Below are 22,081 nucleotides of genomic sequence, written 5' to 3'. Positions count from 1 at the left end.
AGGACGTGCGGACCGGTGGTGGATCGCCCTTCATGCTCGAATGCCAAAGTGGCAAAAACGGCCCGCGAAATCGCCCTTAAACATTGGTTAAGGTTAATTTCCACGGTGCCATTGTGGAAAGCCGCGTCGGGGCCCGGGAAACCGCCCGCGCAACGGGAGAAAGCAGACCATGACCACGCCCGGGCAGCCATCCGATCCCGGCCAGGAGCCCCCGGTCCGGCAGCCGATTTTCCTCGTGCCGGGCGTGATCACTATCGTGCTCGGGCTCATGTGGGCGGTCCATTTCGGCTCCGCGTTCGTCCTCGACGAGGTGGGAGAGGCGAATCTGCGGATGTGGGCGGGATTCGTGCCCATGCGAATCGTCGACCCCAACGCCTTGCCAGGCGGTGCAGCGCCGCTGCTCTGGAGCGGGTTTACCCACGCCTTTCTGCACGCCGATCTCATGCATCTGCTGGTCAACAGCGGTTGGCTTCTGGTGTTCGGCACGCCGGTGGCCCGGCGCTATGGGGCAGGTGCCACTGTCATCGTGTTCCTCGGTGGTGCGCTGGCCGGAGCAATGCTGATGACGGTGATCCAGTTCAGCCAACTCGCCCAGTTCCTGGTGCTGATCGGGGCCTCGGGCGGGGTATCGGCGCTGACGGGCGCGGCCATGCGATTCGCCTTCCAGCCGGTGCTGCGGGCGCGCCATCCCGAGACGGGTGAGATCGTGGTGCTGGGCCGGCGGACGGCGACATTCGGAGAGCTGATGCGCAATACGCGCACCCGTGCCTTCATCCTGATCTGGCTGGGACTGAACCTTCTGATCCCGCTTGCGCCGCTGGTGACGGGCGAGGCGATTCCCATCGCCTGGGAGGCGCATGTGGGCGGGTTCATCTTCGGGCTGTGGCTTCCGACACTGTTTGACCGCTACGTGCGCAGCCGTCAGGATCCATAAACCGCTTCGGGGTCGAAAAGCGTAGGCTCGCCGGCGTCCTCGAGGCTGATCGCGCCATCGGAACCTGTGACCACGCGGCGGAAAAAGCAGGTGCGGCGACCGGTGTGGCAGGCCGCGCCACGGCCGGTCTGGTTAACCATGACGATCACGGCGTCCTGATCGCAATCGGTGCGGATTTCGACCACTTCCTGGAGCTCGCCCGAGCTTTCGCCCTTTTTCCAGAGCGCCGACCGCGACCGGGACCAGTAATGGGCCAAGCCCGTCCTGACGGTCGCTTCGAGCGCCTGGGCATTCATGTGGGCGACCATGAGCACCTGGCCGGTTGCCGCGTCCACGGTCACGGCGGTGACGAGGCCCGACGCGTCGAACTTCGGGGCGAAGACGGCGCCCAATTCGCGCTCGGTGTTTGTGATGGAGTCGGCGGCGGGGAAAGGGCTGTCAGGATGCGTCATGGCGCCGCTCATAGGGAATTGTATCGCGCTGGGCCAGAGCCCGCGCAAGGGGCGAGGATCAGCGACCGGCGCGGATGAGGGCGAAGAAGCGGTCCTGCTCCTGACGGTCTTCGGCGAACACACCGGTGAACCGGTGGGTGACCGTGGACGAGCCGTGCTTCTGGATGCCGCGCATGGACATGCACATGTGCTCGGCCTCGAGCATAACCGCCGCGCCGCGCGGATTGATCGAGTCGTTGATCGCCTCGATGATCTGCGCGGTGAGGTTTTCCTGGGTCTGGAGCCGCTTGGCAAAGACGTCGGTTACCCGGGCGAGCTTGGAGAGGCCGACAACGCCATCATGGGGCAGGTAGGCGATGTGCGCCTTGCCCACGAAGGGGACCATGTGGTGCTCGCAGTGCGAGTTGAAGGGAATGTCGCGCACCAGGACGATGTCGTCATAGCCCCCCACTTCGGTGAAGGTACGCTTGAGCACGGAGCGGGCGTCGATCTCGTAGCCGGCAAACATCTCCCGATAGGCATCGAGCACCCGGCGTGGGGTGTCGATGAGACCCTCGCGATCCGGATCGTCGCCAGCCCACTGGATCAGCGTTCGCACGGCGGCTTCGGCCTCTTCACGGGACGGGCGCTGGCGCGGCATCGGCGTGACGGGCGCTGCGGCGAGCGTGGGTTTGGCGTTCATGTCCATCTGGGTGCATCCCTTTCGCATCGGATGGCCGGGCCATCTCCCATGCGGCCCCTCGGCAGCTAATACGCCGGGGTGAGAATTTTAGACCATTGCCTTTTGCAGGTCGGCGTCCAGGCTCTTATATAGGGCGCATCATGTCCCCGACAAGCAAACAGATTGGCCGCAAGCGGTGAACAAAGGCAAATCCTGCTCCGGGCAAGGAGACTAGCACAATGGAGTTCTCCGACCTCTACAGTACCCGAATTCTAGAGATCGTCGGGGCCGCGCGGCAGCTTCCAAGGCTCGATGCGCCCGATGGCACCGCGCGGAAATCCTCGCGGGTCTGCGGATCGGTGGTCGAGGTGGACCTTGCGCTCGAGGATGGGCGGGTGAGCGCCTATGGCGCCGATATCCAGGCATGTGCGTTGGGGCAGGCCAGCGCGGCGATCGTTGCCGAGCACGTGCTGGGCTCGACGCCCGAGCAATTGCGGCAATTGCGCCGGACCATGGTGGACATGCTCAAGAGCGAGGGCGGGCCGCCGGACGGCAAATGGGACGATCTGCGCTATCTCCAGCCGGTGCGCGCCTATCCCCCGCGCCATGCCTCGACCCTTCTGGTGTTCGAAGCGATCGTCGAGGCGCTGGACAAGGCAGGGGCGTGATGGGCCGAATCTGGGCCGTGATCGACTGGCCCTTCAAATGGGCGGCTTACGGGCTGATCCAGATCTACCGCCATTCGCTTTCCGCCCTTATCGGGCGGCAATGCCGGCACGCGCCGAGCTGTTCGGAATTCACCCGCGACGCTATCCTTGCCCATGGCTTCTGGCCTGGGGGATGGATGGGCGCGGCACGGATCTGGCGCTGCCGTCCGGGGGGAACCCATGGCTATGACCCGGTGCCGCAGGCGGTGCCGGGTCCGGCGCGGTGGTATCTGCCGTGGCGCTACGGGCGGTGGCGGGCAGACAAAGGGCTGGATTGACGCCCAATTCATGGTAATCAACCGCCCGCTATACCCCGCTCAATCGTGAGCAGTTCTGGAGATTTGAGACATGACGATCAAGGTGACGTTCCTCGACGGTGCAGTGCGTGACTACGCTTCTGGCACCACCGGGACCACCATCGTCGAGGGTATCTCCAAGTCGCTGGCCAAGAAGACCGTCGCCATGCGCTGGAACGGCGTGCTCTCGGACCTCTCCGATGCGCTGCACGCCGACGGGCGGATCGAGTTCGTGCTGCGCGAGGACAGCGCGGCGCTCGAACTCATTCGCCACGACACGGCCCATGTGCTGGCCGAAGCGGTGCAGGAGCTGTGGCCGACCACGCAGGTGACCATCGGCCCGGTGATCGAGAACGGGTTTTTCTACGACTTCCATCGCGAGGCGCCCTTCACCGAGGACGAACTGCGCGAAATCGAAAAGAAGATGGAAGAGATCGTGGACCGGGGCGCCCCGTTCACCAAGGAAGTGTGGGACCGCGAGGAGACCAAGCGCGTCTTTGCCGACAAGGGCGAGCATTTCAAGGTTGAACTGGTGGACGCGATCCCGGCGGACCAGCAGATCAAGATCTACCGGCAGGGCGACTGGTTCGACCTGTGCCGTGGCCCGCACATGCGCACCACCAAGGACGTGGGCAAGGCCTTCAAGCTGACCAAGGTGGCGGGCGCCTATTGGCGCGGGGATTCCAACAATCCCGTGCTCTCGCGCATCTACGGGACGGCGTGGGCGACCAAGCAGCAGCTCGACGATCACCTGCATATGATCGAGGAGGCCGAGAAGCGCGATCATCGCAAGATCGGGCAGGAGATGGACCTCTATCATTTCCAGCCCGAGGCGCAGGGTTCGGTGTTCTGGCATCCCAAGGGCTTCACCATCTACAACCAGATGGAGGCCTATATCCGCCGTCGGCTGACCAAGGCCGGATACAAGGAAATCAAGACGCCCCAGCTTCTGGACAACAAGCTCTGGGAAAAATCGGGCCATTGGGGCAAGTTCCGCGAGAACATGTTCGTTGTGCCCGACGAGACGCCCTCGACCGAAGGTGACCAGCCCGAGATTTCGGCTGACGCGAACCTTCTGGCGCTCAAGCCGATGAACTGCCCGGCGCACGTTCAGGTGTTCAACCAGGGAATCAAGTCGTACCGCGATCTGCCCCTGCGGCTTGCGGAATTCGGCTGCTGCCATCGCAACGAGGCGCATGGCGCGCTGCACGGGCTGATGCGTGTGCGGCAGATGACGCAGGACGACGCACATATCTTTTGCCGGATCGACCAGATCCAAGCCGAGACCGAAAAATTCTGCGCGCTGCTGGATTCGGTCTATGAGGACATGGGCTTCACCGAGGTCAAGGTTCTGCTCGCCACGCGGCCCGAGACCCGGGCCGGCGAGGACAGCGTCTGGGACCTGGCAGAAAAAAGCCTGGGCGATGCGCTAAAGGCGACCGGGCGGGATTTCGAGATCGCGGAAGGCGAGGGGGCGTTTTATGGGCCCAAGCTCGAATTCCACCTCAAGGACGCCATCGGCCGGTCCTGGCAGTGCGGCACGCTGCAGCTCGACTTCGTGATGCCCGAGCGGCTGGAGGCCTCCTATGTGGCCGAGGACGGATCGCGCCAGAGGCCCGTGATGCTGCACCGGGCGATCCTGGGCTCGCTCGAGCGCTTCATCGGCATGATGATCGAAAGCTATGCCGGGCGCATGCCCCTGTGGCTGGCGCCGGTGCAGGTGGTGGTCGCGACCATCGTTTCCGATGCGGACGACTATGCGCGCTCTGTAGTGGACCAGTTGCGGGCTCAGGGCATCAGGGCCGAACTCGACATCCGCAACGAGTCGATCAACTACAAGGTGCGCGAGCACTCGGTGGGGCGCGTCCCGTTCATCTTCGTTGCCGGGCGGCGCGAGGCTGACGAGCAGACCGTTTCGATCCGGCAACTGGGCAGCCAGGGGCAGACCGTAAAGCCACTGGCCGAGGCCATCGCGACGCTGTCGGCCGATATCCTCGCCCCCGACCTGCGCCGCAAGGCGGACTGAACCGGTCAGTAGACGGTGGTGAGGATCTCGACTTCATTGCGGGCGCCGGGACGCACCTCGAACTCGCGGTTGTAGACATTCTCGCCGAGACGGGCCAGGGCGACATACTCGCCCTCGGCCAGCACCGCTTCGGGGAAGGCCCCGATCTCGGTGTAGATGGTCTCGCCGGTCGGGGTCTGAACCGACCATTCCACGTCGGCGATGGCTTCGCCGCCCTCCTCGGACACCAGCCTGAGATTGACCTGCGCGGCGCGGTGATAGAGCGTCGCCTCGGTGATCTGTCCGGGCTCGACGTGCAGATCGGAATGGATCTCGGCGTTCACCTCGCCGTAGCGCGAGATGATGGTGTAGATCCCCGCGTTCAGATGCACGAGCTCTCCGGGAACCACGTCCTGGGCGACCAGTGTCTGGCCTTCGGGGCCCGTGGACTGGATATCGAAGGTGAGCTGGTCGGCTGGAATGGGCAGATCGCCGTCGATCATCGCGGCGAGTTGCAGGGCGCCGACCTCGAATATGATCGTGCGGTTGTTGGGGCCCGGCTCGACATAAAGGGAATCGCTGGTCTGGGCGCGCCCGAACGCGACGTGCAGCAGGTATTCACCCGGGGGAAGCGAAAAGGTAGCGGTTGCGTCTTCGGACTTTGCCACCATGGCCAGTTCGCCGCTCTCATCGACGCGGGGTTCGAAGACGCGCCAGACAAGGCCTTCGGGAATCAGATCGCCCTCTGCCGAAATGCGCGCAGAGAGGGTGACCGGCTGGGGATCGGTGATCCCGGCGAACCGGTCGGAAAAAGGCTCCTCGAGCTCCTGGGCGGAGTTGATGTTCGAGGACGGACCAGCGCCTTCCCCGCCATAGGGAACGCCGCCCATCTCCGCAGGGCGCGGCGGCGGGACGAAGCCCTCTTCCATTGCGCCCTGGGTGCCATCCGATTGCGCATGGACTGGAGCCGCCAGAAGGGTGAGCAGTACGGCAAGGCCGGCACGAAGAGGCATTGGCCTAACGATCTCCCTGGACTGTGCGCGCCACATGCGCCGATGCGGCGACCGATACGCTTGGAATGGGGAAAAGCTGTGTCATAAGGGGCATTCAAGAGCAAGAATGAAGGACCGCCTCTTCCATGACTGAAAATGCCGCCCTCAAGGATTACCTGCTCTCGCGCAGGACCGTGACCGCTGCCTTCCTCGGTGCGCCGGGCCCTGATGCAGCCCAGCTGGAAATCCTGCTCACGATCGCCTGCCGGGTGCCCGACCACGGCAAGCTGGCCCCCTGGCGGTTCATCGTCTTCGAGGGTGAGGCGCGGCACAAGGCCGGGGAGAAGCTGGCCGCACTGGTGGCGTCGCGCGAGCCCGATTGCCCGCCCGAGCGGCTGGAGGTCGAACGCAAGCAATTCCTGCCCGCGCCGCTGACCGTGGGCGTTGTCTCGACCGCTGCGATCCACCCCAAGATCCCCGAGTTCGAGCAGCTTATCGCGGCGGGCAATGCCTGCTTCAACCTGTGCCACGGTGCCAACGCGCTGGGGTTCGGGGCCCATTGGGTGACGCGCTGGTTCGCCTATGACCAGGAGGCGGCGGCGATGCTGGGCGCGGGACCCGGCGAGCGGTTCGTGGGGTTTGTCCATATCGGGAGGCCCGAAACCCGGCTTGAGGACCGCGACCGTCCCGACGCGCTTGAGAAGATGACGAAGTGGACCGGTTAACCGGGTCTTAACCCCGGTCATATTTCATTAACCATACTGATTCATCCGAGTCGCGAGATCCCGCTTTGACGTCGGCCGTAAAATCGATTCCCCAGGAGCTTGCCTACGCCATGAACCGGGCGGGGCAGCGCAATGGTGTGGATTTCGACTATCTGGTTCAGACAGCGATTCGCGAGAGCAGCCTCAACCCCAAGGCCAAGGCGGCGACATCGTCGGCGACGGGGCTGTTCCAATTCATCGAGAGCACATGGTTCGAGATGATGAAGGACGAGGGCGGCCGGCTCGGCTATCAGCAGCTTGCCGACCAGATCGAGGAGCGGGGCGGGGAGTTCCTCGTGCGAAATCCCACGGTGCGCCAGCAGATCCTGGATCTGCGCAAGGATCCGCAAGTGGCCTCGGACATGGCGGCGGCGTTCACCCGGCGCAACGGCGATTACCTGTTCACCAAGTTCGGGCGGATGCCGAGTGCCGGCGAACTTTATATCGCCCATTTCCTCGGGGCCCGAGGGGCCGAGCGATTCTTTGAGGCCGGGCTGAGCCAGCCCGATGCGCAGGCGGCGGCCCTGTTTCCGCGTCCTGCCGTGGCGAACCCGACGATATTCTACGACAATGGGCGTCCGCGCAGCGTCAGGGAAGTCTACCAGGTCCTCGTCGCGCGCCATCACCAGCAGGTGCCTTCGGCCAGTCCGCAATTTGCGGCCCAGCAAATGGCAGCCGAACGGGCGTCGCCTCCGCCCTTGCCCTCACGGTTCGAAATCGAGCAGCGCCCGCCGCTGCCTCAGGGGGTGTCGTTCACAGCGTTGTTCTCGACCGAGGCCGGCGGAGCATCCGGCGGGCCCTTGCCCGCGGGCGATGGCCCGGCTGCGCGGGCGCTGTTCTCGGACCTGTATTCGGGCGAGTAGAGACGCCAAGTCGTCCATTTATGGTGAACCAATCCTTAAGTCTTGGCCGCTAGAGTTGGCCCCGAGTATGAGTACCCGGGGGATGCGTAATGGTCGCCTACCATCGATATATTGCGCTCGCGCAGTCGAGCGACAGCGAGGAGCGGGGCCAAGCGGCCCATATGGCGGCCCTTGCCTATCTGAGCCATTCCGGTCCCGTCGACGAGGAAGCGGCGCTCTATGCGGCGCTGATCGGCTTTCTCGATGATCCTTCGGTCAAGGTCCGGGCCGCGCTCGCCTACGGACTGCTGCATTCCGAACGCGCGCCACGCCCCGTCATGCTGTCGCTGGCCCAGGATGCGCCGGTGATATCGCGCGCGGTGGTGCAGTTCTCGCCGGTGTTGCTGGACGCGGACCTCGTGGGCATCATCCGGGCAGGCGATCCGGACATGCTCACGGCGATGACCGCCCGCACCGCGCTGAGCGCGCGGGTGGCGCTGGCGCTTTTGCGGCTGGGCCAGGAGGACCTTTGCCTGCGCGTGCTCGAGCGGACTGATCCCGCCTTGCCTGAGGACGACCTGATCGAGCTGGCCGAGCGCTGGGGCGAGGATGCGGAGTTGCGCGGGGCTATGCTGGCGCGCGCCGACCTTCCGGCGCTGGCGCGTCTGCACCTTGTCGGGCAGGTGCGCGAAGCGCTGATGGGCGCGCGGATGGTGGCGGGAGCGATTCAGCCCCGGCGCCTCGGGCGCGTGATGCGCGATGCGTGCGACACGGCCGCGACAACGATCGGTGAGCGGGAGGCAGGACACGGCCGCAAGCGCTATGTGGCGGCGCTGGAAGAAAACGGGCAGATCAATGCGCGGCTGATGCTGCATGCGGTGGTGAGCGGGCAGGTGCTGTTTTTCGCCGATTGCCTCGCCCAGCTTGCCCAGACGCCGCATGGAAAGGTCTGCGCGCTGCTCGACACCGGCAGCCGTGGGGCGCTCAATGCCCTGTTCGCGCGGTGCGGAATCTCCCCTGCGCTGCGCAACCTGATGGCGCGGCTGGTCGTGCATGCGCGTCGGATGGATATGGCCGAGGACATCAGTGCCCGCCATTTCGTCGTGACCGTGCTTTTGGGCGAGATGATCGCAGAGCACGAGGGCGAAATACCCGCTGCCCTTGAGGAGGCCTTCGCCTATCTCAACGACCAGAACGTGCTGCTGGCGCGCGCCGCGGCGCGGCAGGTGATGCCCGCCTTCGCGGCAAGCTCTCCTGATCTGGAGATGATCGAAGGCCGAAGGTCTGCAGGGCTGTTGGCCCTGCCGGCGGCGGTGGCCTGAGGCGTCATCCAAGTGTTTGTCGTGTCGCGCCGCTGAACCTGAAGAGCATTTCCGCTTTTCCTGTAAGCGCTAATACCGGAACTGCTCGACCAGTACGCGCTCTTCAAGGCCGTGGCCCGGATCGAACAGCAGCGTGACGCTGTGGCTGCGGTCCTCATGCACGCGCACTTCGCGGACATCGTTGAATTCCACATTGTCCGCCACGGCGTTGACCGGGCGCTTTGCGGGCTCGCGGGTAACCAGCGCGATGCTCGCGCGGTTCGAGAGAATCGCGCCACGCCAGCGCCGGGGCCGGAACGGGGAGATCGGCGTCATGGCGAGCAAAGGGGAATCGATGGGCAGGATGGGACCGTGAGCCGACAGGTTGTAGGCGGTCGATCCGGCGGGAGTGGCGATGATGATACCATCGCAGACCAACTCCTCGAGGCGTCTTTCTCCATCGACTGATATCTGGATCTTGGCCGCCTGATAGGACGAGCGGTAGAGCGAGACCTCGTTGAGCGCGAGGGCTTCGGCCACCACGCCATCGGGTCCGGTGACCCGCATGTTGAGCGGGTGAATGGTGGTGGGCAGCGCAGCACGCAGGCGCACGTCCAGAGCCTCTGGCCGGTAGTCGTTCATCAGGAATCCGACGGACCCGAAATTCATCCCGTAGACGGGGATGGACCGGTCCATGACCTTGTGCAGCGTTTCCAGCATCAGCCCGTCGCCGCCCAGTGCCACCACGATGCTGGCGTTATCGAGGTCGGCATTGCCGTGGATGGCGCACAGCTTTTCCAGCGCGGCCATGGCCTCGGGGGCGCTGCTGGAGACGAAATGGACCCTGCCGTCCGTATATAGCGCCAATCGTGCCTCCCCCGGGCCCAAGCCGACCGTCCCAGGGCGCTCCGCCCGTTGCGAAGTAGCGGATTTGCCCCAAGGTCCTGTTCTGCCGCGCGTTCCCGAGACGCGGGACTGTGCCCGCGCCATCGAGCACGCCTCGGACGCGTTTATCATGCGCACTCGAGAGAGGCCAGAACCCGTTCAGGACAGGCCGACGCGCCGAACGATCATCGGCAGGCGCCAGACCAGCCAGATGATGACCCAGGGATTGCCCAGAATGAAAGTGGGAAGGATGGTGGCCAGGCGGATACGCCAGTCGGGTTCGAGCATCCAGACAAGCACGGAAATGGCGATGAATCCGAGATAGAGATCGACGATGGCCACGATGCCCCAGGGATCGGCGAGAACGGTGCCGAAGCTTGCAAACATGTTGGCCTGCGCCGTAGCCCAGACGATGAGCGCAGCAAGGCCAAGGGCACAAAGGGCGAGCAGAAAACGCAGGGCGTTCATGAGGCACCACCTTTCCCACAGCATACGTGTCGGTCCGATGGGCGGTTCACTGTGCGATCAGCGATGCGGGGGGCTGGTGCCGGCAGCAGGACTTGAACCCGCGACCCTCTGATTACAAATCAGCGAGACAAGCCCATCAGGTTGACACCATGCTTATCGCTGGAGCGCCCGGAAACCTTGCGGATTACGGGGGTTGGTTACCCCTGTTAGGGCTTGATAATATCTTGGGGTAACGTATCCTATCAAGGTGATTTGATTACCCTAAGGATACCCCATGGCAAAGCCGCTCACAGATCGAGCCATAAAGGCAGAGATAGCGAAGGCGGAGCGTGGCGAGTTCGCGTCACGCCGCGAGGTTGCGGACGGCGGCATGCCCGGGCTCTATTTGGTGGTTCAGCCGTCCGGGGTGGCGAGCTGGGCCTATCGCTACCGCTCTCCGATCGATGGCAAGCCCAAGAAGCTGACCATTGGCCGGTATCCTGCATTCCCCCTCACCGATGCACGCAAAGCGGCTGGCAAGGCTGCTCGGGACGTTGCGGAGGCGCGCGATCCCGCGACAGAGAAGCTGGCCGCTCGCATAGGCGCTCAGGATCGATCCGACATGGTCGGGGAGCTTCTGGACACGTTCATCAAGCGCCATGTGGATAAGAAAAAGGACAGTACCGCCGCCGAAATGCGCCGGCTGATCGAGCGCGAGGTTCGCCCCCTCTGGGGTAACCGCAAGGTGCACGCCATCACGCGGCGCGAGGTGATCGATTTGCTCGACGGCATTGTGGAGCGTGGCGCGGAGACGCTGGCAAATCGGGTACTGGCCTTGGTTCGGCGCTTTTTCAACTGGTGTGCCGAGCGGGGCGTCATCGAAGCGCCGCCCACAGCCGGGGTGAAGGCCCCGGCGCCGGAGATTAGCCGCGACCGCGTGCTCAATGACTCGGAGATCCGATGGCTCTGGAAAGCCACAGAGGCCCAAGGCCCGCTGAACGGGGCAGTCCGCATGCTCGTACTGACCGGCCAGCGTCGGAGCGAGGTTGGCGAAATGACCCGGCAGGAGATTGACGGCAGCGATTGGCATATTCCGCCCGAGCGGACGAAAAACGGCAACGCACACACAGTTCCGCTTTCCCCGCTTGCGCAGACAACCCTTGCTGCCCAGCCCGAACTTGGGCGCGCCGGTCTGGTTTTCACGAGCAACGGGCGCACGCCTTCAAGCGGATGGTCAAAGCATAAGCGAGATTTGGACGCTGCAATGCTCGCTGCGGCGGTTGCGGAGGCTCAGAAGCGCGGGAAGCCGTCAGACGATATCAGCCTGCCGGCCTGGCGGTTCCACGACCTGCGCAGGACCGCTGCAAGCGGAATGGCGCGCCTTGGTCAGCCGGTGCACGTTGTCGAGGCGCTGCTCAACCACAAGAGCGGCACCGTGAAAGGGGTTGCTGCCGTATACAACCGCTACGACTATGCGGACGAAAAGCGGAGAGCTGCCAACGCGTGGGCCAGCTATGTGGAAACGCTGGTGACGAACAAGCCCGCTAACGTGGTTCAGATAAGGGCAGCAGAATGACGGGTCCGGCAGCACTCCCGCTGATCGATCTTGGGGACAGGGGTTTCCTCTCCCTTGCTGCCATTATGCGATGGCCGCGCAAGCCGCGCGAAGCCCAGATGCTCATATCTGCAATGCAACTCGATCTCGCCATGTCGGAGGATGGCGACCCTTTGACGGAGCTGACGCAGTCGCGTCTTAGCGATTTGTCGAGTGCCGGCCTTGAATGGTCATTGGTCGGACGTGTCCTGCTCTATTACCTGATGCTGGCGGAGCATCACCCGGAAAAAAAGAGCATCAACAAGGCTTGGCACTTGGTCTGGTGCGATATGCGAGACGGGATGGTGCTGGTGAACGGGCACCTTGCCCCGACGAGCAAGAGAACCCTGCAAAGTTGGTGGACTGAGTTTCTGCCTGCGGCCCATCTCTGCGCAGCATTCGCTCTTGAGCAAGATCTAATGATCGAGGATCCGCGCGGATTCGTCGGGCTGGCCCACGCGCTTTTGGATAAGGCAGAGCAAGCGGGCATGCGGTTTAGCGCGACCATGTGGCGGGCCCAGGAAAGCTGGCCGATTCCGCCAGTTTCCTTCGAGATTCCGGACTTTGACACGTTCGGCAAGTCCAACCTTGATGCGTACCGGGCTCCAGTGCAGAATCTGAAATAAGCAAACTAGTGCAGCGCTCGATTGCACTAGTGGCAAGTTTGGCGACAGTAATTTCGCACCGCGTAACGATAATACACTCTCGGTCTCGTGTTCAACCATGAGAGACCGAGACAGACACCATGTCCGATAATCGTTACCTGACCGCAACAGAGGTTCGCGCCCGCTTCGGTGGCATCAGCGATATGACCCTCTGGCGGTGGCTGGAAGACGACAGCCTGAACTTTCCCCGTCCAATGAAAGTCCGCAATCGTCGTCTGTTCAAGGAACAAGACATCATCGATTGGGAAGCGCGGCGCACAGTGGAGGCGGCCGCATGAAGCACCCCCAAAAGGAAACCGCCGCCCCGGCTGGCACCGGGCACGGCGGCAAAGATATTCAGGCACCCTCACACTACGTTCCCGAGGCATTCCCCGCAAGAGAAATTGCAGCCAGGCGCATTGCGGGCCGGATGGGGCTTTCCCTGCCTGTGGCCAGGGTGGTTTGCGAACTTTCGGGACTGGGGGGCGCGCATGCCTAAGAAACTTCACCTCACCGCGAAGATCCACGGGCGCGCCGATGGCGACCACTCCATTGATCTGGTGGGCCGGGAGGCATGGGCACTGCTCGAGCTTGTCGAGGCTGGCAAGCGGGGATGCACTCCGATTGATAACCCCGCGCCTCGATGGTCGCACTATGTCTGGCTATTGAGGGGCCATGGCTTCACGGTCGAGACGGTTGACGAGCCCCATGATGGTCCCTTCGCCGGCTCGCATGCTCGCTATGTCCTGCATGATGCCGTCACGCTCGACGGGGGCAACCTCGATGAGTGGCGCCCGGCTGGGGTGCGATACCCTGCGGGGTGTGCAGCGTGAGCGCCAAATTCACCAAGGTCTATCCGGCCATATGGTCGTCGGCCCGTTTCAACAGCTTGGCGTCTCCGGACGCCAAGCTCCTGTTGCTCTACCTGATGACATCCAAGCACCAGTGCAGCGCCGGTGCCTATCATCTGCCTGATGGGTACGCTGCTACCGATCTGGAATGGCCCCAGGACAAATACCGATCCACCCGGGCTGAATTGGTCGAAGCGGGTTTGATCCTGTTCGATGAAGAAAACGCCACGGTCTATATCTGCGATTGGTTCAAGTGGTGCCCTGCCCAGAATCCCAAGCACGCCCAGGCTGTCCAGAGAATGATTGTGGAGCTGCCGAGCGAGTCCATCGCTGAGAGGGCCCAAGAGGACTTTGATCGGTCCCGCGACCCGCTTGGACAAGCCGCCGCGCCCCAGAACGGACCATCTCGCAACTCGCCCCCTATTTCCCAAAGCCTCTATGACAGCATCGTTCGCACCCGCTGATACCGTATCGAGACCCTACCGATACAAGAAGAAGGAAGAAGCAGAAGCAAATGCAGATGCAGAGGGAAAATCCAAATGAAAATCAAAAAGCAAATCTAAAAAAGCAGAGCGCCACCAAAGGCGGCGATTGGCCGGGAATGGAGATGGTGATTGCCGATACCCCGGGGTTTGCACCGATGCAGTGCAAACCCAGCCAAGGAATGTCGCTCCGAATCTACGGGCCGAAAACGGCAAGGGGTAATCTTTTCCCCTCCTACCCAAAATTAGGTCAAGCGCCGATTGTCATCGTTACTCACTGATATCCTATCAGGAGAATGCCTTGCTTTTCCTTTTTTCTCTCAAGGGGTTACACTGACGGAAACCGAAACGGGCGCATTCCGGGTAACATACGGGTGTTATCGGGGCACATGCAGGGAATTTTTATGAGCGAAAGCGACAGCGCCGAAAACGACGGAAACAAAAAGGAACGGGACGGTAAGGGCCGGTTCGCTCGCGGTAACAGTGGCCGTCCGCGCGGCGCTCGCCACAAGACTACCGTCGCAGTCGAGAAGCTTTTGCAGGGTGAAGCCGAGGCCCTGACCGAGAAAGCAATCAAGAGCGCTCTGGCGGGTGACAACGTGGCACTGAGGCTGTGCCTGGAGCGCATTGCACCAGTTCGCAAAGGGCGCGTTGTTGATCTCCGGGCTTTCCCGCCAGTGAACGGGATTCAGGATGTTCCGCTGGCGTTCGCTGAGATTATCAAGGCAGTCGCCGCGGGCAAGCTGACCCCAGACGAGGCAGGGGACCTTTCGGGCATCCTGGAGCGCTATTCCCGCGCAATCGAGGTTTCGGATCTTGAGGCGCGTGTGACAGCGATAGAGAAGGCGGCGCGCTCATGAGGTCGATACGCGACAGGCTGGCCAAGCTGGAGGCCATCACATCGGCATCCGAGCGGTTGCCAGCGACACTTGAATTCGTCTGCGAAGATGATGGCCGCCTGTATGGCGTCGAGATCCCACCAACCGGGCGCCCAATACCTTTCGACTATGTCGGGCGGACTTGGACCCGGGAAGCGGGCACGCACAATCTGCGTACCCTCCAAACGCTTACATCTCAGGAAAGGGAGTAAGAAATTGAACCACAACCATAAGGCTTTGCTGGCCCGGATCAAGGAAACGGAACGCGCTAAGGGCGTTCGGTCGGCAGCGGAGAAATGTCTCGACGTTGCCCGCCAGTTTGCCGATCGAGCTGCCAAGATCAAGGCCGATGAGAATCTGACACAGGCGGGCAAGGCCAAGGCTTTGCATGACGAGGCTGTGAAAACCTATCTGCCGGCCCTCAATGCCGCGCAGGCCCCCATTGGGGTGGCGGTGGACTCGATCACGAGTCAGCGCCGGGATGTCTCGGTCCCCGCGCCAGATCCCGCCAACATCGCGGCAGCTCTTGAGCGGCAAGAGATACGGGCCATGGTTCGTGAGATGACCGGGGGCCAGCGCATGGGGTACCTGATCGGGAACAAGGACGAGCGCATACTCGACGCGGTGCTGACGGCGCCGGCAGCACTGAGCGGGCTTAACGATGACGAATTCATCAAGATCCACGACGCCACGCTTGAGCGGCGCCATGGTCAGATCATTTCTGAGCTTCGTGAGGCAGAGGATTCTATCGCGTCGGCCAATGCTGCCCACAAGGTTGCACTGAACGAAATCAAGGCTGAGGTCGGCGTGTCGGCCCGACAGTTTGACGGCATGCTGAAGTCGTCCAGCCTGACGCCATGGCTCATGCGCCAGGGTGCCGACATTGTTCGCGTGATTCCGGGGGAGAGCAAGTATCCCCATGCGACGGCTGACGAGATAGCGGCTGGCAAGTTCTATGCGAGCCAGCACGAGTACGAAACCGACAACCCAGGGGCGCACTTGGTTCGCCCGGATACGCAGTGAAGGGAAAGCGCATGTCCACGCTTCAAGAGATTTCGAGGCACCGAGAAGCTGCCGGCGTCCGTTACCGGGCGGCAATCGCGGAATTGCGCACTGCCTACATCGATCTTGCCACCCTCGATGCCGCGATGAACAACGCCAACATTGGCGGGCACCGTAACCAGTCGTTCAATGGCCTGATCGACGCCATCCCCGGAGAGATCCTGCACCCGGTATTCGCCCCAGAAAATGGGACGGGCATCAGTGCCCAGGTTCGGAGCGGGCTTGAAACCATCATCGCCAACTTCGGGACACCGGAGCAGGAATGATGAAGAGGCGCCCGGGGGTGTTTCCCTTTCTGCCCCGGGCGCCTTTATCAACGTGACCGGAGGGCCAAGAGTGTCCATCAAGAGCAGAGTAACGACGCTGGAAAAGAAGCTGCCGGGGGCTGGCGGGGGCAAGCCGGTCGTGACCATCCAAGCGGGTGTTATCCGGATCGAGGGAGCCAGCGGCGCTTATTTCGAGATTCCCGACAATGGCCGGGGCGATCTGAACATTGAGGTCCGCTCATGAGAGTGAATCGTCCAATGCTCACTGACTTACGATCAGTGGAACACGTCAGAGAAAACCCAGTGTATGATAGGGTTTCGGCATGAAGGCCAAGAGTGAATCGGTTTCAGGGTATCGAAGGGGGAACGGCAGACATGCCTAAGCTAACCAAAAAGCCATCGCCAAGATGCCGAGCGGCGAAAGCCCAGGGGGCCAAGATGGTAGAGCAGTTCTTTCGGGACAACCCGGACCGCTTGCATTGGGTGCGCCCGACCCTGGAGCACGAGCTAGATGATTTAGAGGTTGGCCGGCATCTCGACACGCAAGTGACAATCATAGTTCGGCAGGACACAGGCACCTTGCGCCATACGCCTTTGCCGATTCACGGCGATATTCGCAATTTCCCAGATGACGAGCGGTTTCTCGCGATGCTCTGGGGACAACTCCGCCTAGCCATGGATAGCCATAAGCCTGGTGGCCCCGACATCCGTTTCACAGCAGCCATTCATGAAATGTTGCTCCGGGCAACCGGGCACGTGCCGCACGGAAAGGGGCAGCAATGAGCGAAATCGCAGTTCTCGGACTGGAGGTAAATAGCAGCAAGGTTCGGCGCGCCTCATCCGATCTGAATGAGATGGTGAGAAGCGGGACCCATGCTGAGAAATCCGCAGCTCGGATGGCGAGCGCATTCAACAGAGCTGCGGGCCAACTAGCAGCCGTGGCCGCCGCCGCATTCGGGTTGCAGCGGACCATCGGGACTTTGGCGGCCTTTGAGCAATCCATGTCGGCCGTAGCGGCCATTACTCGGGCCAATACCGCGCAAATGGAAGCCTTGCGAAATGTCGCTCGCGAGCTTGGCGCCACGACCGAATTCAGCGCGTCTCAGGCGGCTGACGGTTTGCGGTTTCTCGGCATGGCTGGTTTCACCGCCACCGAGAGCGTTGCCGCGATCCCGGCGGTTCTCAACCTCGCCACGGCTGCGGCAATGGATCTGGGCAGCGCCGCCGATATCGCGTCGAACATCATGTCGGGCTTCGGCATCGCGGCAAGCAACGCGGCGGATGTGGCGGACGTGCTAGCGGCTGCATCGAGCCGGGCGAACACGAACGTGCAGCAACTGGGGGCGGCCATGTCCACCGTGGCGCCCATTGCGGCGGCGCTCGATATCACGCTTGCGGACACAGCGGCGGCAATCGGCGTCCTGTCTGATGCCGGTATTCAGGGAGAACGGGCGGGCACTGCAATGCGGGGCGTTCTGGCCTCACTGGCCGGGCCGACAGCCGAGGCGGCAGAGGTTCTTTCAAGGCTCGGACTGACAATTGGTGATGTGAACCCAGAGACGAATGACCTCGCAACGATATTTGGTCGGTTGCGCTCTGCGAGCCTTTCCACGGCAGACGCGATGACGATATTCGGTCGCGAGGCGGCAAGCGGCGCCTTGGTGCTGGTGGATGCTGCCGATCGCGTCGGGGCGTTCGGAGACGAATTGTCAAATGTAACCGGAGAAGCCCAGCGCATGGCGGACACCATGCGAGACAACCTTGGGGGCGACATTCAGGGTCTCATGTCGGCGGTGGAGGCCGTGACTTTGTCTTTGGGCGATGCCGGGCTGACGGGAGCGCTCCGCGCGGGAACACAGACGGCAACAGAATTATTGCGCGCACTTGCCGACAATATGGATGCCGCTTTGCAGGCCGCAACCGGGTTTTCTGTGTATTTCGCAGGTCAGTATGTCGTCTCGATGGTTGCGGCAGGCGGGGCCACGGCGACACTCTCAGGCGCTCTTGTATTCCTTCGAACCGCCATCGCCGGCACTGGTGTAGGGCTTTTGGTCCTGCTCATCACCGATGTGGTTTACAGGATCTATGACGCCACGGTCGGGGTGCGCGCGTTCGGTGAATCGATCGATCGTGTCGGGGAGACGGGGCGGTCGTTCTTTGAAACCATGCAAGTTGGTGCCGAGCTTGTCGTTTCATCGTTTGATTGGGCATCGAGCAGCATTGCCACGTTCTTTCTCGGGGCGTTCGCGACCGTCCGGGATAGTTTCGCGGCGCTGATGAACACGATTCTTGACGGGCTTTCGTCAATCCCAGGGGTGGACGTTTCGGGGTGGAAAGCCGACCCGACAGCGGGCACGCAAGCGTTCAACTCGTCCCGCGAAGCGACCAGGACCGCATACGATGCCATGGGCAGCAACTGGAGCCGTCTGACGCAGGGCGACGGGCAGGACCGAGACCTAGGGGCGGGCAACATCAGCGGGCAGTGGGAGCAGTTCAATTCCATCGCTCCCGGCGCGAGCGGGATGCTTACCGAGCTGACGGAAAAGACAGGCGGGCTTGGGGAGGCTTTGACGGCGGCGAATGACAACCTAGTGGCGGCAAATGCCAATCTTGCCCACCTCGATGCGGGTCTGCGACTGGTAAACGATATCGAGACGCCTTTCGGGCGCATGCAGACCGAGCTTGCGGGGCTGAACCAGATGTTCCGCGTGGATGGCGTTATTTCCGCGCAGGAATATGCCGCTGCCGTATCCAAATCGATGGCGAACGCAACAGCGTCGGTGGCGGGCGCGGTTGGCAATCAACTCGCGATGCTTTCCGGCGCGTTCGAGGACAATCGAGCCTTGGCCTACGCCACAGCCGTTGTGAAGGGCATCGAGGCAGTTGTCAGCTCATACGCGGCGGGCGCCAAGATTGGCGGCCCGGTGGTAGGCGCTGCCTTCGCAGCTACCGCAGCCGCTGCCACAGCCGGGCAGATCGCCGCCATTGCATCAACCAATGTGCGCGGGGGCAGTGCCCCCCGGGCCCCCAGCGGCTCCGCGCCTTCGCAGGCACCGCAACAGCAGGCAGCGCCCCAACAGATCGGCATCAGTCTCACATTGGCGGGTAATGGCAGATATAGCCGCGACGAGGTGAGAGCAATGCTCGAGGACATGACCGGCCAGATCAATGACGGAGTCGGGTACGACTTCGTCAGGGCCATCAAAGCCGGTTGATTCCCTGAGTGACCATCAGTGCGAAAATGCAAAAGGGACCCGGAAATCTGGGCCCTTTTTTCATGTCCGACCTATAGGGTAACGCTGGGGTTATAGCGTGGGCTCGATATCGCGGTTCACGGAGGGCTCCGGCCCACGCCGGGCATGGCCAATCGATGGCGCTTGATGGGCATCAATCACGTGGGGCGCTGGCCCCAAGCCATCCGACCTGTGTGTGTAGCGCGCTTGATCCGGCCCATGGTGGACCACGATAACCTCTCTACGTCCCCCGAGAGACAGCACCAACCCGATGATCAGGAAGATGGCTCCCAGAAAGAACCCGATGAAAGCGGCTGCGCCCGTCATCATCGTGCCGGCAACGACGCCGCCGAATGCGGCCATGCCCTGCTCGCCCATCTGGGCTTGGTTCATCATGTCGTTCGTCACGCGCCCTGATAGAACCATCATCGAAAGCGGGAGCGCAAAGGTACTGGCTCCCAACACCAGAAAGCTCCGACCAAAGGCGCGCCGAATGGTAGGGGCGAAAAAGGCCAGCACGGCAGCAATGGCCACCACTACCCAGATCAGCCAAGCGGAGTCTCCCGGTTCGCCTGCGAACGCTGCGATGGCCGGTGACAGCACAAGCCCGCTCGCAATGCCGAACACTGCCCCGACGAACACGCGGAATATTGCCTTGATGATTTTCACGATTGCCCCCTGATCTGGGATGCATTGGATCACATGGGCGGACGAACGGCAACGCCAGAGCCTTCCGCCACTTCTCCGCTTTCGAGAAACTGAATCCCCCGGGCCTCAAGGGCTAAGCGCACGTGCTGGGCAGTCGAGGGTTTGCCCGCTCCCTGATCGATCTTGTTCAGGGTATTGCGATGCAGTCCGGTGATTTCCGCCAGTTCGGGATTGCTCAATCCAAGAGCGGATTTGGCCATGCGAAATTGTTCAGGTGTCATATGTCTCACTTTTTATGCTAATAGCACAAATACTGTATTGACAGCATATGCTATGTGCCCTTTAATGATGCTATCAGCACACAGAGGGGAATGCAAATGGCTACACGCACTTATCAGCCGAAGTTTGAAGGCAAGACAACCCGCGCGACCGTTACCGCAATGACGGGGAACGTGATCAGGGTTCGCTTTTCCAAGCGCAAAATCTACAGCAACCCCACGCCCCCGAATTTCCCGGGCGCTATGCGTCGGAGGGCTCTGGTATGAGCGCTCTGAAAATCTATCACCTGATCGCAGCCCACGCCGTAGCAGCAGCGCGCCTCGAAGAGGCAGCAGACGGCATCGACAATACCCAGGCGCGGCAGGAAGGTCGCGAAGTCTCAGAAGCCGATCAGGCCGAATGGGACACTGCAGAAGCCGAGGAAGAAAAAGCGTTCGACGCCCTTCTCTCGCACGTCCCCGAAGCGACCATCGAGTTGCAGCGGAAGCTCGCGTACATCGAGATACACACCCACCACACCGAGACGCTCGACCGCCGGCAGTGCGCGCTCCTGTTCGAGTCCCTGATGGGGGTTCGCCTGCGCGCAGCCTGAGACAAAACGGCTCGGGCAGGCTGCCACCTGTCCCGAGCCTTCAACCAAACAACCATCGGAGGTTCACATGGTCCCCAACATCATAACCCCAGAGCACCACACAGCGCGAGCCCCTGGCATCGCAGATATGTTCGCCGAATGGCTTGAGTGCCACCAGCTTGGGTTTGAAGATTGCAGCGCCGAGCAGGAGGCACAGAGCACAGCGCGCTATCTGGAGTTGCAAGAGGCCATTGTCAGCGCAGTTCCCGTGACCGCGCAAGAACTGGCCATGCAATTGCTGGCCGAAACTGACCACGGCAACAGCGAATGGCGCCCCGAGTGGTTTTTGCGCGTGGTCGATCTCGCGAAAGGCGGTGAAGCATGAAGCGCCGTGACATATTGAAGGCACTGCCCGGCGCGGCTCTTACGCCCGTTGCATTGTCTGCGCCGGCTGCCGCCGACGAAGTGATGACGGCTTACGAGCGATTGAAATACCACCTGGCCGAGTTCAAACGCGCAGCCGAAGAGCTCGACCCGATGCTTGTGCGCTGGAGGCTCAATCTACCGGAGCGGCCCGGTGACCCGATGCTACTGGTCGGCAATCGCGTAACGGGTCGCTACGAAGGCGACGGGATCTATGAGAGCGGCCATGAAACCGCTTTGGGCGCGCGGATTCATTACCGGGTCGAATTGACCAATGAAGTCATCGACGGATACCGAACCTTCATCGTGTCATGCCCGGGCGAGCGAAGCCGTAGGCTCGAGCACGTTCTGGAAACCACAATTGGCAAACGGATCGGGGACCTCGCATGATGTCCCGGGTGCGACGAGGTGACCACATGCTAGGCCCCAGACTGGCCCTTAGCCTTGTGCGGTTCGCCATGTTGCGTTGGTTGCGCTGGAGGGCCCAGAGAGCGGCAAACTGCTATTTGGCCTTATCCCGGCGCGCTGACCGGATACTGGCCAAGGAACGGGCGTTCTTTGGGTTGCCCCAGGGCGCGCGGCGCAACGGGCGCCCACCCGACAGCCGTTCGGCCCATCTCGGCAGCAAGGCAGAGGTGAAGCGCAGGGCCCGGTAAGTGCTTGGCTTTAAACGATGCAAAATTGCGCTGCGCAGTGCAGCGCGGCGCCAAACTCAACCGTAGCCATATGGTTACAGTTGCCCAGTGCGGTGGTGGGAATTTCGTCCGACCGTTTCGATATCGAAACGGTGGACAAGTTGTCCGCCGTTCCAAATAGAGCACATCCTTACTCTGGGCAGCTGTGTTCATATGAACACGGTTGGGT

Annotated in this window: 29 protein-coding genes; 22 read left to right on the top strand and 7 right to left on the bottom strand. The window is 62.3% G+C overall.

The genetic code is table 11. The features are described 5' to 3' along the window. The first annotated feature begins 169 nt into the window (after positions 1-169). Positions 170-934, top strand: coding sequence for a rhomboid family intramembrane serine protease (locus tag EO136_RS04110; RefSeq protein WP_127143200.1), 765 nt, complete (start codon positions 170-172; stop codon positions 932-934). On the opposite strand, the gene hisI is transcribed toward EO136_RS04110, so the two are convergent. Continuing rightward, positions 922-1,386 carry a phosphoribosyl-AMP cyclohydrolase gene (gene hisI / locus EO136_RS04105; protein ID WP_127143199.1) on the bottom strand — a complete coding sequence of 155 codons (465 nt, stop codon included), beginning with the start codon at positions 1,384-1,386 and terminating at the stop codon, positions 922-924. The genes EO136_RS04110 and hisI overlap by 13 nt on opposite strands. Before the next feature lie 58 nt (positions 1,387-1,444). Then, positions 1,445-2,074 carry a GTP cyclohydrolase I FolE gene (folE, locus tag EO136_RS04100; protein WP_127143198.1) on the bottom strand — a complete coding sequence of 210 codons (630 nt, stop codon included), beginning with the start codon at positions 2,072-2,074 and terminating at the stop codon, positions 1,445-1,447. Positions 2,075-2,286: 212 nt separating this feature from the next. On the opposite strand from folE, the gene EO136_RS04095 reads away from it, so the two are divergent. The 3 genes from EO136_RS04095 to thrS all read left to right on the top strand — a co-directional run bounded on the left by EO136_RS04095 (position 2,287) and on the right by thrS (position 5,076). Continuing rightward, entirely contained in the window at positions 2,287-2,715 is a 429-nt protein-coding gene (locus EO136_RS04095; RefSeq protein WP_127143197.1) for an iron-sulfur cluster assembly scaffold protein, read from the top strand. Beyond that, complete coding sequence (yidD, locus tag EO136_RS04090) at positions 2,715-3,032, top strand: membrane protein insertion efficiency factor YidD (RefSeq protein WP_127143196.1); 318 nt, start codon at positions 2,715-2,717, stop codon at positions 3,030-3,032. Before EO136_RS04095 ends, yidD begins: the two co-directional genes overlap by 1 nt. A 70-nt stretch (positions 3,033-3,102) precedes the next feature. Continuing rightward, positions 3,103-5,076, top strand: a complete 1,974-nt coding sequence (gene thrS, locus EO136_RS04085) for a threonine--tRNA ligase (RefSeq protein WP_127143195.1) — start codon at positions 3,103-3,105, stop codon at positions 5,074-5,076. Positions 5,077-5,081: 5 nt separating this feature from the next. On the opposite strand, the gene EO136_RS04080 is transcribed toward thrS, so the two are convergent. Beyond that, positions 5,082-6,068, bottom strand: a complete 987-nt coding sequence (locus tag EO136_RS04080; RefSeq protein ID WP_127143194.1) for a hypothetical protein — start codon at positions 6,066-6,068, stop codon at positions 5,082-5,084. A 125-nt stretch (positions 6,069-6,193) separates the two neighbouring features. On the opposite strand from EO136_RS04080, the gene EO136_RS04075 reads away from it, so the two are divergent. From EO136_RS04075 to EO136_RS04065, 3 genes are all read left to right on the top strand, one after another. Next, on the top strand, positions 6,194-6,772 hold the full coding sequence (locus EO136_RS04075; protein WP_127143193.1) for a nitroreductase family protein: 579 nt from the start codon (positions 6,194-6,196) through the stop codon (positions 6,770-6,772). A gap of 110 nt (positions 6,773-6,882) precedes the next feature. Next, positions 6,883-7,674, top strand: coding sequence for a transglycosylase SLT domain-containing protein (locus EO136_RS04070; RefSeq protein WP_127143192.1), 792 nt, complete (start codon positions 6,883-6,885; stop codon positions 7,672-7,674). An 89-nt stretch (positions 7,675-7,763) separates the two neighbouring features. After that, a complete protein-coding gene (locus EO136_RS04065; protein ID WP_127143191.1) occupies positions 7,764-8,975 on the top strand; it encodes a DUF2336 domain-containing protein in 1,212 nt (403 codons plus the stop codon). A 69-nt stretch (positions 8,976-9,044) separates the two neighbouring features. Here the strand turns inward: EO136_RS04065 and EO136_RS04060 are convergent, their stop codons facing one another. Together EO136_RS04060 and EO136_RS04055 are read right to left on the bottom strand one after the other, a co-directional pair. Further along, on the bottom strand, positions 9,045-9,821 hold the full coding sequence (locus EO136_RS04060; protein ID WP_127143190.1) for an NAD kinase: 777 nt from the start codon (positions 9,819-9,821) through the stop codon (positions 9,045-9,047). Positions 9,822-9,998: 177 nt separating this feature from the next. After that, positions 9,999-10,307: a hypothetical protein gene (locus tag EO136_RS04055; protein WP_127143189.1), complete on the bottom strand. Its 309-nt coding sequence runs from the start codon at positions 10,305-10,307 to the stop codon at positions 9,999-10,001. Between the two features lie 274 nt (positions 10,308-10,581). Here EO136_RS04055 and EO136_RS04050 point away from each other — a divergent pair, with 274 nt between their 5' ends. The 12 genes from EO136_RS04050 (at position 10,582) to EO136_RS04000 (ending at position 19,278) form a co-directional block, all read left to right on the top strand. After that, positions 10,582-11,862: a tyrosine-type recombinase/integrase gene (locus EO136_RS04050; protein ID WP_127143188.1), complete on the top strand. Its 1,281-nt coding sequence runs from the start codon at positions 10,582-10,584 to the stop codon at positions 11,860-11,862. Continuing rightward, the gene (locus EO136_RS04045; RefSeq protein ID WP_127143187.1) at positions 11,859-12,506 is read left to right on the top strand and encodes a hypothetical protein; all 648 of its coding nucleotides are present in this window, start codon (positions 11,859-11,861) and stop codon (positions 12,504-12,506) included. Before EO136_RS04050 ends, EO136_RS04045 begins: the two co-directional genes overlap by 4 nt. Positions 12,507-12,625: 119 nt before the next feature. Next, entirely contained in the window at positions 12,626-12,823 is a 198-nt protein-coding gene (locus EO136_RS04040) for a helix-turn-helix transcriptional regulator (protein WP_127143186.1), read from the top strand. 192 nt (positions 12,824-13,015) lie between these two features. Continuing rightward, a complete protein-coding gene (locus EO136_RS04035; RefSeq protein ID WP_206513262.1) occupies positions 13,016-13,357 on the top strand; it encodes a winged helix domain-containing protein in 342 nt (113 codons plus the stop codon). After that, complete coding sequence (locus EO136_RS04030; RefSeq protein WP_127143185.1) at positions 13,354-13,839, top strand: hypothetical protein; 486 nt, start codon at positions 13,354-13,356, stop codon at positions 13,837-13,839. Before EO136_RS04035 ends, EO136_RS04030 begins: the two co-directional genes overlap by 4 nt. Before the next feature lie 50 nt (positions 13,840-13,889). Continuing rightward, positions 13,890-14,138 carry a hypothetical protein gene (locus EO136_RS04025; RefSeq protein ID WP_127143184.1) on the top strand — a complete coding sequence of 83 codons (249 nt, stop codon included), beginning with the start codon at positions 13,890-13,892 and terminating at the stop codon, positions 14,136-14,138. A gap of 123 nt (positions 14,139-14,261) precedes the next feature. Next, entirely contained in the window at positions 14,262-14,717 is a 456-nt protein-coding gene (locus EO136_RS04020) for a DUF5681 domain-containing protein (protein WP_127143183.1), read from the top strand. A gap of 234 nt (positions 14,718-14,951) precedes the next feature. Then, positions 14,952-15,758, top strand: a complete 807-nt coding sequence (locus EO136_RS04015; RefSeq protein WP_127143182.1) for a hypothetical protein — start codon at positions 14,952-14,954, stop codon at positions 15,756-15,758. Positions 15,759-15,769: 11 nt separating this feature from the next. Beyond that, positions 15,770-16,063: a hypothetical protein gene (locus EO136_RS04010; RefSeq protein WP_127143181.1), complete on the top strand. Its 294-nt coding sequence runs from the start codon at positions 15,770-15,772 to the stop codon at positions 16,061-16,063. 70 nt (positions 16,064-16,133) lie between these two features. Then, the gene (locus tag EO136_RS18535) at positions 16,134-16,307 is read left to right on the top strand and encodes a hypothetical protein (RefSeq protein WP_164730431.1); all 174 of its coding nucleotides are present in this window, start codon (positions 16,134-16,136) and stop codon (positions 16,305-16,307) included. Positions 16,308-16,501: 194 nt separating this feature from the next. Beyond that, positions 16,502-16,846 (top strand): hypothetical protein, encoded by a 345-nt coding sequence (locus EO136_RS04005; protein WP_127143180.1) that lies wholly within the window; start codon positions 16,502-16,504, stop codon positions 16,844-16,846. Continuing rightward, positions 16,843-19,278 (top strand): phage tail tape measure protein, encoded by a 2,436-nt coding sequence (locus EO136_RS04000; protein ID WP_127143179.1) that lies wholly within the window; start codon positions 16,843-16,845, stop codon positions 19,276-19,278. The genes EO136_RS04005 and EO136_RS04000 overlap by 4 nt, the downstream gene beginning before the upstream one ends. 90 nt (positions 19,279-19,368) lie before the next feature. On the opposite strand, the gene EO136_RS03995 is transcribed toward EO136_RS04000, so the two are convergent. Together EO136_RS03995 and EO136_RS03990 are read right to left on the bottom strand one after the other, a co-directional pair. Next, a complete protein-coding gene (locus tag EO136_RS03995) occupies positions 19,369-19,965 on the bottom strand; it encodes a hypothetical protein (RefSeq protein ID WP_127143178.1) in 597 nt (198 codons plus the stop codon). A gap of 29 nt (positions 19,966-19,994) precedes the next feature. Further along, positions 19,995-20,204: a transcriptional regulator gene (locus EO136_RS03990; protein WP_127143177.1), complete on the bottom strand. Its 210-nt coding sequence runs from the start codon at positions 20,202-20,204 to the stop codon at positions 19,995-19,997. Positions 20,205-20,485: 281 nt separating this feature from the next. On the opposite strand from EO136_RS03990, the gene EO136_RS03985 reads away from it, so the two are divergent. The 3 genes from EO136_RS03985 (at position 20,486) to EO136_RS03975 (ending at position 21,607) form a co-directional block, all read left to right on the top strand. Then, a complete protein-coding gene (locus tag EO136_RS03985) occupies positions 20,486-20,815 on the top strand; it encodes a hypothetical protein (RefSeq protein WP_127143176.1) in 330 nt (109 codons plus the stop codon). Between the two features lie 67 nt (positions 20,816-20,882). Next, positions 20,883-21,179 carry a hypothetical protein gene (locus tag EO136_RS03980; protein WP_127143175.1) on the top strand — a complete coding sequence of 99 codons (297 nt, stop codon included), beginning with the start codon at positions 20,883-20,885 and terminating at the stop codon, positions 21,177-21,179. Continuing rightward, positions 21,176-21,607, top strand: a complete 432-nt coding sequence (locus tag EO136_RS03975; protein ID WP_127143174.1) for a hypothetical protein — start codon at positions 21,176-21,178, stop codon at positions 21,605-21,607. The genes EO136_RS03980 and EO136_RS03975 overlap by 4 nt, the downstream gene beginning before the upstream one ends. Positions 21,608-22,081 lie beyond the last annotated feature (474 nt).

This window comes from Pelagibacterium montanilacus (assembly GCF_003992665.1).
Taxonomy (GTDB): domain Bacteria; phylum Pseudomonadota; class Alphaproteobacteria; order Rhizobiales; family Devosiaceae; genus Pelagibacterium; species Pelagibacterium montanilacus.
Note: the sequence above shows the minus strand (reverse complement) of the source record. Positions and strands in the feature narration are given on the sequence as shown.

Coding starts and splice junctions, on each gene's coding strand:
- EO136_RS04010 (WP_127143181.1), top strand. CDS start 15,770: ATGTCCACGCTTCAAGAGATTTCGAGGCACCGAGAAGCTGCCGGCGTC.
- EO136_RS04005 (WP_127143180.1), top strand. CDS start 16,502: ATGGTAGAGCAGTTCTTTCGGGACAACCCGGACCGCTTGCATTGGGTG.
- EO136_RS04110 (WP_127143200.1), top strand. CDS start 170: ATGACCACGCCCGGGCAGCCATCCGATCCCGGCCAGGAGCCCCCGGTC.
- EO136_RS04080 (WP_127143194.1), bottom strand. CDS start 6,068: ATGCCTCTTCGTGCCGGCCTTGCCGTACTGCTCACCCTTCTGGCGGCT.
- EO136_RS04025 (WP_127143184.1), top strand. CDS start 13,890: ATGCAGATGCAGAGGGAAAATCCAAATGAAAATCAAAAAGCAAATCTA.
- EO136_RS03975 (WP_127143174.1), top strand. CDS start 21,176: ATGAAGCGCCGTGACATATTGAAGGCACTGCCCGGCGCGGCTCTTACG.
- EO136_RS04045 (WP_127143187.1), top strand. CDS start 11,859: ATGACGGGTCCGGCAGCACTCCCGCTGATCGATCTTGGGGACAGGGGT.
- EO136_RS04070 (WP_127143192.1), top strand. CDS start 6,883: ATGAACCGGGCGGGGCAGCGCAATGGTGTGGATTTCGACTATCTGGTT.
- EO136_RS04055 (WP_127143189.1), bottom strand. CDS start 10,307: ATGAACGCCCTGCGTTTTCTGCTCGCCCTTTGTGCCCTTGGCCTTGCT.
- EO136_RS03985 (WP_127143176.1), top strand. CDS start 20,486: ATGAGCGCTCTGAAAATCTATCACCTGATCGCAGCCCACGCCGTAGCA.
- hisI (WP_127143199.1), bottom strand. CDS start 1,386: ATGACGCATCCTGACAGCCCTTTCCCCGCCGCCGACTCCATCACAAAC.
- EO136_RS04000 (WP_127143179.1), top strand. CDS start 16,843: ATGAGCGAAATCGCAGTTCTCGGACTGGAGGTAAATAGCAGCAAGGTT.
- EO136_RS04040 (WP_127143186.1), top strand. CDS start 12,626: ATGTCCGATAATCGTTACCTGACCGCAACAGAGGTTCGCGCCCGCTTC.
- EO136_RS04020 (WP_127143183.1), top strand. CDS start 14,262: ATGAGCGAAAGCGACAGCGCCGAAAACGACGGAAACAAAAAGGAACGG.
- EO136_RS04075 (WP_127143193.1), top strand. CDS start 6,194: ATGACTGAAAATGCCGCCCTCAAGGATTACCTGCTCTCGCGCAGGACC.
- EO136_RS04035 (WP_206513262.1), top strand. CDS start 13,016: ATGCCTAAGAAACTTCACCTCACCGCGAAGATCCACGGGCGCGCCGAT.
- thrS (WP_127143195.1), top strand. CDS start 3,103: ATGACGATCAAGGTGACGTTCCTCGACGGTGCAGTGCGTGACTACGCT.
- EO136_RS04095 (WP_127143197.1), top strand. CDS start 2,287: ATGGAGTTCTCCGACCTCTACAGTACCCGAATTCTAGAGATCGTCGGG.
- EO136_RS04050 (WP_127143188.1), top strand. CDS start 10,582: ATGGCAAAGCCGCTCACAGATCGAGCCATAAAGGCAGAGATAGCGAAG.
- yidD (WP_127143196.1), top strand. CDS start 2,715: ATGGGCCGAATCTGGGCCGTGATCGACTGGCCCTTCAAATGGGCGGCT.
- folE (WP_127143198.1), bottom strand. CDS start 2,074: ATGGACATGAACGCCAAACCCACGCTCGCCGCAGCGCCCGTCACGCCG.
- EO136_RS03980 (WP_127143175.1), top strand. CDS start 20,883: ATGGTCCCCAACATCATAACCCCAGAGCACCACACAGCGCGAGCCCCT.
- EO136_RS04065 (WP_127143191.1), top strand. CDS start 7,764: ATGGTCGCCTACCATCGATATATTGCGCTCGCGCAGTCGAGCGACAGC.
- EO136_RS03990 (WP_127143177.1), bottom strand. CDS start 20,204: ATGGCCAAATCCGCTCTTGGATTGAGCAATCCCGAACTGGCGGAAATC.